We start from the raw sequence: 5,176 nt of genomic DNA on the forward strand, positions 1-5,176 counted from the left end.
CGCCTTGAGGCCCAGTAGGACCAACGGGTCCCGGAACGCCTTGAGGCCCAGTAGGACCAACGGGTCCCGGAACACCTTGAGGTCCAGTAGCACCAATGGGTCCTTGGATACCTTGAGGCCCGATGGCTCCTTGGTCCCCTTTGTCTCCTTTTGTAGCCATTAAACTCCAAAAAGATTCACTGGGCGGAGCGTTGGAAGTTGAAGCTGCGTGTCCTTGTAGACAGATGTACGAGGAGCCATTGTGCTGCAAACCATCCCCTGTTTTGTATGATGTTCCTTCTTTCCACTCACCTTGCCATTGGATAGGAGCCTCAATATTTACATCAGCTCCTAACGGTATGACCACGACTCTGTCCTCACCATGCATTTCTGAAATAAAAAGAGTTATGCAAAAAAAGGCAATGATGGAAAATTTCTGTTTCAAGTGGATCACCATGTTTGGGATGAAATATAGCGTTAACCTATTTTAACGACGGAAACTCCTTGAGTAGATAATCAGAAGCTGGGAACGGCCACCCCTTCACAGTCGCCCAAAACAGACGATTTTGGATGGTGTACCCCTCAAAGTGAAAAAAATCAACCCCGGCAGATTACCTATACCATGCAACTTGCCCGGCCCATCTGGCCAAGTGATTGTTGCCAACTGCGGCTGCGGCAGCTGGGCACCGATGGGATCGAGACGGGTGTGAAGGCGGTAGGTATGGGACTGCGAGAATCGTGGGGAGGTGGTTGCGGTGAACAGGTGAGAGCCGCAATGAACAACTCGGGCCCATCTTTCTCCACCTGCGCCACATCCACCTGATCGTGCCAGTAGCCCGCATCCGCGGCCAACGCCCGGGGGACGTTCCCCGATCCAGGCAGCGTCCTGGTGGCGTTCATCGCCTCCACCATCGGCGCAAACTGGTGGACATCGTACTCCTCTTGGGTGACTTCAGCGCTGACTATGCACTGGTCCGTCGTCACGATCGCCTGCGCGGTGTATCCCTGCACATGTCCCGGCGAGTCTTCATGATCCGGCTTTCCGGATCCGTGGTGTTCGCCTTGCGATCTTGGTTGACCTTCTGCTCAGGCGGCGGCGCCGGCTTGCGGCCGGTTTTCTTCCGGCCGCTCTGCTGTTCCTCCTCCGCCCGTTGGGACAGCTTCTGTTGCTGAAACAGGCACTTGGCCGTTTCCAGCCGGGCCAGCCGTTCGCGCTTGCCCCATAAAGCAGGGGGCAGTTCATCGCCTCGGCGATCCTTGCCGTAGTGGGCATCGTCGTCGGCGTCGCTCGTTCGCATCTCTTTCTGCAGCTTGCTGATCTTCTTCTCGAGCTGCGCCTGTGTCAAGGTTGGCCACCAGCGAACCGTTGACCAGCATCTTGGTCCCATCCAGGAACACCCTCCCCGCCTTGGCCAATCCCGCCACGTAGCAGAGCAGCAGTTCCTGAGCGAACAGGTGGTTGAGCGCCTCCTCGAGCCGGCTGCGGAACCGGGCAAAGGCGCAGTGGTCCGGCTGGATGTTGCCGGTCAGCCACAGGAACGCCACCTGGTTTTCGCAGGCTTTGGCGATCCGCCGCGACGAGCGGATGTCGCTACACCAGGCGTAGAGCAGGGTAGCCAGCATCATCTGCGTCTTTGGGGAGCAGGACAGGCGAACACGTTACCAACCTGATTATCATGAAAAACGATGAAGGGGGGGGCGAGTTGCTTCCATGGCGATTATCGCTTCCTTCCGGGCGGACCGTCTTCGCGGGCAATGGCTCTTCGCCCGGGGATTCCTGGAAATCCTGGATTGCGTCGAAAGTGGCGTAGAGGCAACAACAATCCGTCATCATCTTCATCCAATAATTGAAGCTCGTGGCGAGGGTGGGAGAACCTTCTCTTCCTATCGAACAATCGTCAGCGAACGTGGCGGGCCACAGGAAGGAGTGGTCGCCTTGGCGACTCCATCTATCGCCTGAAACCGGCTGGCTCCATTTTCACCCACTTTCTGAAATTCCCCTGGGCGGTGAAGCCGCAATAATCCTCTCCCGGGACTGAACAAGGCAGGAGTGCGAAATCCCTGTCAACCAGTCTACGTGGCTACCTCGGTCAAGCTGAGACGAGAGGGGTGCCCTTATGGAGTGAATGCCCGTCTGTCTTAACAGACCAGCAGTTCCCGATATCTCGTCACGCCCTGTTTTTAGAGGGTATGAGGGAATCGGCTTTCGTAAACTTTTTGGAGCAATCGCATGATGCTGCGGGCGGTTGGCCACGTTACGGCGAACCACCGGCCGTTGTTTAATTAACTCACTAAAAAACATAACAAATTTATCGGCAACCAGGCATTTTTCTCTTGACAGCGCGCTGAGGGCGGAAATCGATTTTTCATGGAATTTCAAATAATTACATGGGAGATCGAACATGCCATCACCAAAAATTATCTCGGCCAAGGCGTTGCAACTGGTTGCCCCGACAAACGGAAGAGCGGTGAGCGAAACTCTCCACGTGGACGCATTGATCCAGACGCTCAAGGCTGATTTTGGCAAAATTACCGATCAGCGGGCCAACAATGCCAGGATCGCCCTTGATGACGCGATCATGTCTGCCTTTGCCGTGTTCCATCTAAAAGATCAGTCGCTGCTGGCCTTTGATGAACGGCGGCGCAGGGAGCCGGAAAACCTGCATACGGTCTATGGCGTGACCGACATTCCCTGCGACTCGCAGATGCGAGCCATCCTGGATGAGATTGATCCAGCCTACCTGCGGCCGGCGTTTCGCACTGTTTTTCGGCGGCTGCAGCGTGCCAAGAAACTGGAGTCGATGACGCTGCTGGACGGCCACTATCTGCTCAGTGGGGACGGTACGGGGTTTTATTCCTCAACCAAGGTGGCCTCGCCCTACTGCCTGAAGAAAACGCGTCGCAACGGCGTGGCAATGTATTACCAGCAGATGTATGCCGCGGCCCTGGTACATCCGGATCGTCGCGAGGTGATCACCTTCTTCCCCGAAATGATTACCCGCCAGGACGGTTCGGAGAAAAACGATTGCGAGCGGAACGCGGCCCGTCGTTTCTTCGAGGCGCTGCGGCGTGAGCACCCGCACCTCAAACTGATCGTCACCGAGGATGCACTCAGCAGCAATGCGCCCCATATCGAGGATCTGCAGCGGTTGAACCTCCGTTTTATCCTTGGCGTCAAGCCAGGGGATCACCAGTTTCTGTTTGCATGGGTGGATGAGGCCATTGCCCAAGGGCAAGTCACCGAGTTGCAGCAGGTGGATGCCGACGATCCGGACAAGCTGCATTTTTTCCGCTTTGTCAACCAGGCGCCGCTCAATGGGTCCCGCCAGGATCTCCTGGTCAACTTCCTTGAATACTGGCAGGTCGACAAAAATAATCGGGTGACCCGGTTCAGTTGGGTCACCGATCTGACCATCACCCCGGAAAACGCCTGGGAGATCATGCGAGCCGGCCGTGCCCGGTGGAAGATCGAAAACGAAACCTTCAACACCTTGAAAAACCAGGGATACAACCTGGAGCATAATTACGGACTGGGCAAGAAGCATCTCAGCGCGGTGTTTGCCATTCTCATGATGCTGGCCTTTCTTGTCGACCAGGTGCAGCAGATGAGTTGCCATCTCTTTCAGGCCGCCTTGCAGGAACTCGGTTCCAAAAGGGCGCTGTGGGAGATGATGCGCAATTATTTCCGCATGTTCAGGGTTGATTCGATGGAGACGATCTTCCGGGTGCTGGTCTACGGTCCGGGCGGATATATTGTGCTGGAGGAAGACTGGCTCGGTTAGCGCGCACGTCTTCCGGCAAAGCTGTCAAAGAGCATCCCCTGCAGTCGTTTCTGAAAGGGGGGGGGATCAGTGCGCCCGAAAAGAGCCCAATAAGCCCAAAAAACAGGATGCTGGCGCCCTCCGGGCAGAGAAGGCAACGCAAATATGCGTTACACTACCACCGATGGACCCAGTAAAGACCTCAATGCCATTCAAGATGGCTCGCTTGGGGACATAATGGGAATTGCTGGCATCTGTATGGAACAGCATCCAAACTGCTCTCACAGAGGCCGGATTCATCGTTGCCAATGTATCAGCCCTGGACAAAAAGCAGGGTAGCTTCAAGGCCGTTACTACCCCAACCGCTGTCAAGCAAGACCTCGTCATCTCAGCATATAAACCCAATGGCGGCTTTGAAGAGCGCTTTAAGAAGGAAGCGCAAACCGAAGAAGGCGTGTGGGATTTTGTCCGAACGCACTTGAAGTATCTGCCGGTCACGAAGCAGCAGGGAACCTTGCTGCAGTTTGTCCCGGAACGTGATCCGCGCATCCTGTTCGACCAGATGGTGGCTTACTACGTCCGCAAGGGCTATCCCGTGCCGATCTCCAGCCAGGAGTTCCAAATCGGTCTGTCGCAGCGTTTCATCGAGCGTGACGGCATGTTTTTCCTGCCGGACCAGGTGGCCGAATACGATCGCAAGAAAATGACCTCGGGTGAACTGAAACAGATGGCCATGTTCGTCTCCGACGAAGCATCCGCCATCCAGTGGCTCCGCCAGCTTATCAGAGAAAAGCCGCAGACCTTCTCCGACGTCAACCCGCATTTCATGCAGCAGCTCGGCGGCTGGAGCAAGAACGAGGCTCAGCTCGACCTGCGCGAACTGCTGAATCAGAACTTCCTCTGCTACGACGGCAAAGGCCCCGTGCCCGAGCAGATCCACGCCTACCTTTCCACCAACTGGAAAGAGTTACGCAACCTGCCCAAAGATGATCCGGCGCTGGTGACCAAAGCTCGCGACCGCTGGTACGTGCCCGATCCCAACAAGGCAGGCGACCTCGAGAAGCTGCGCGAAAAGGCACTGCTCAAGGAGTTCGAGGAGTACAAGGCAGCCAAGAAGAAGCTCAAGGTCTTCCGCCTGGAAGCTGTCCGCGCCGGATTCAAGAAAGCCTGGCAGGAACGCGACTACACCGTCATCGTCGCCGTGGCCGACAAGATCCCCAACAACGTCCTGGAAGAAGATCCCAAGCTGCTCATGTGGTACGACCAAGCCGTTACAAGAATGGGAGGCGAATAATGTTTCTCAAGGAAGTTGTTCTCCAAAATTTCCGTGGCTACAAGAATCAGCATCGAATTCAGATAGACCAGCTCACGGCGTTTATCGGAAAAAATGATGCGGGAAAGTCCTCCATATTTGATGCCTTGGCCGTTTTTTTTGA

Annotated in this window: 4 protein-coding genes and 2 pseudogenes; 3 read left to right on the plus strand and 3 right to left on the minus strand. The window is 55.6% G+C overall.

All coding sequences use genetic code 11. The annotated features are described in order from the left end of the window. The 3 genes and pseudogenes from LHW45_10925 to LHW45_10935 form a co-directional block, all read right to left on the minus strand. Positions 1-139, minus strand: a pseudogene (locus LHW45_10925) (collagen-like protein). An 820-nt stretch (positions 140-959) separates the two neighbouring features. Next, complete coding sequence (locus LHW45_10930; protein ID MCB5286083.1) at positions 960-1,277, minus strand: hypothetical protein; 318 nt, start codon at positions 1,275-1,277, stop codon at positions 960-962. Further along, the gene (locus LHW45_10935; protein MCB5286084.1) at positions 1,219-1,605 is read right to left on the minus strand and encodes a transposase; all 387 of its coding nucleotides are present in this window, start codon (positions 1,603-1,605) and stop codon (positions 1,219-1,221) included. Before LHW45_10935 ends, LHW45_10930 begins: the two co-directional genes overlap by 59 nt. A 776-nt stretch (positions 1,606-2,381) precedes the next feature. On the opposite strand from LHW45_10935, the gene LHW45_10940 reads away from it, so the two are divergent. The 3 genes and pseudogenes from LHW45_10940 to LHW45_10950 all read left to right on the plus strand — a co-directional run. After that, positions 2,382-3,761 (plus strand): transposase, encoded by a 1,380-nt coding sequence (locus tag LHW45_10940; protein MCB5286085.1) that lies wholly within the window; start codon positions 2,382-2,384, stop codon positions 3,759-3,761. A gap of 229 nt (positions 3,762-3,990) precedes the next feature. Then, positions 3,991-5,034: pseudogene (locus LHW45_10945) on the plus strand (DNA methylase). Continuing rightward, positions 5,034-5,176, plus strand: a 143-nt coding sequence (locus LHW45_10950; protein ID MCB5286086.1) for an ATP-binding protein, incomplete at its 3' end; no start/stop codon positions are given. The pseudogene LHW45_10945 and the gene LHW45_10950, both read left to right, overlap by 1 nt.

Source organism: Candidatus Cloacimonadota bacterium, from assembly GCA_020532085.1.
Taxonomy (GTDB): domain Bacteria; phylum Cloacimonadota; class Cloacimonadia; order Cloacimonadales; family Cloacimonadaceae; genus Syntrophosphaera.

Bases quoted from the DNA above. Each gene is read 5' to 3' on its own strand.
- LHW45_10930 (MCB5286083.1), bottom strand. From the start codon at position 1,277: ATGCGAACGAGCGACGCCGACGACGATGCCCACTACGGCAAGGATCGC.
- LHW45_10935 (MCB5286084.1), bottom strand. From the start codon at position 1,605: ATGATGCTGGCTACCCTGCTCTACGCCTGGTGTAGCGACATCCGCTCG.
- LHW45_10940 (MCB5286085.1), top strand. From the start codon at position 2,382: ATGCCATCACCAAAAATTATCTCGGCCAAGGCGTTGCAACTGGTTGCC.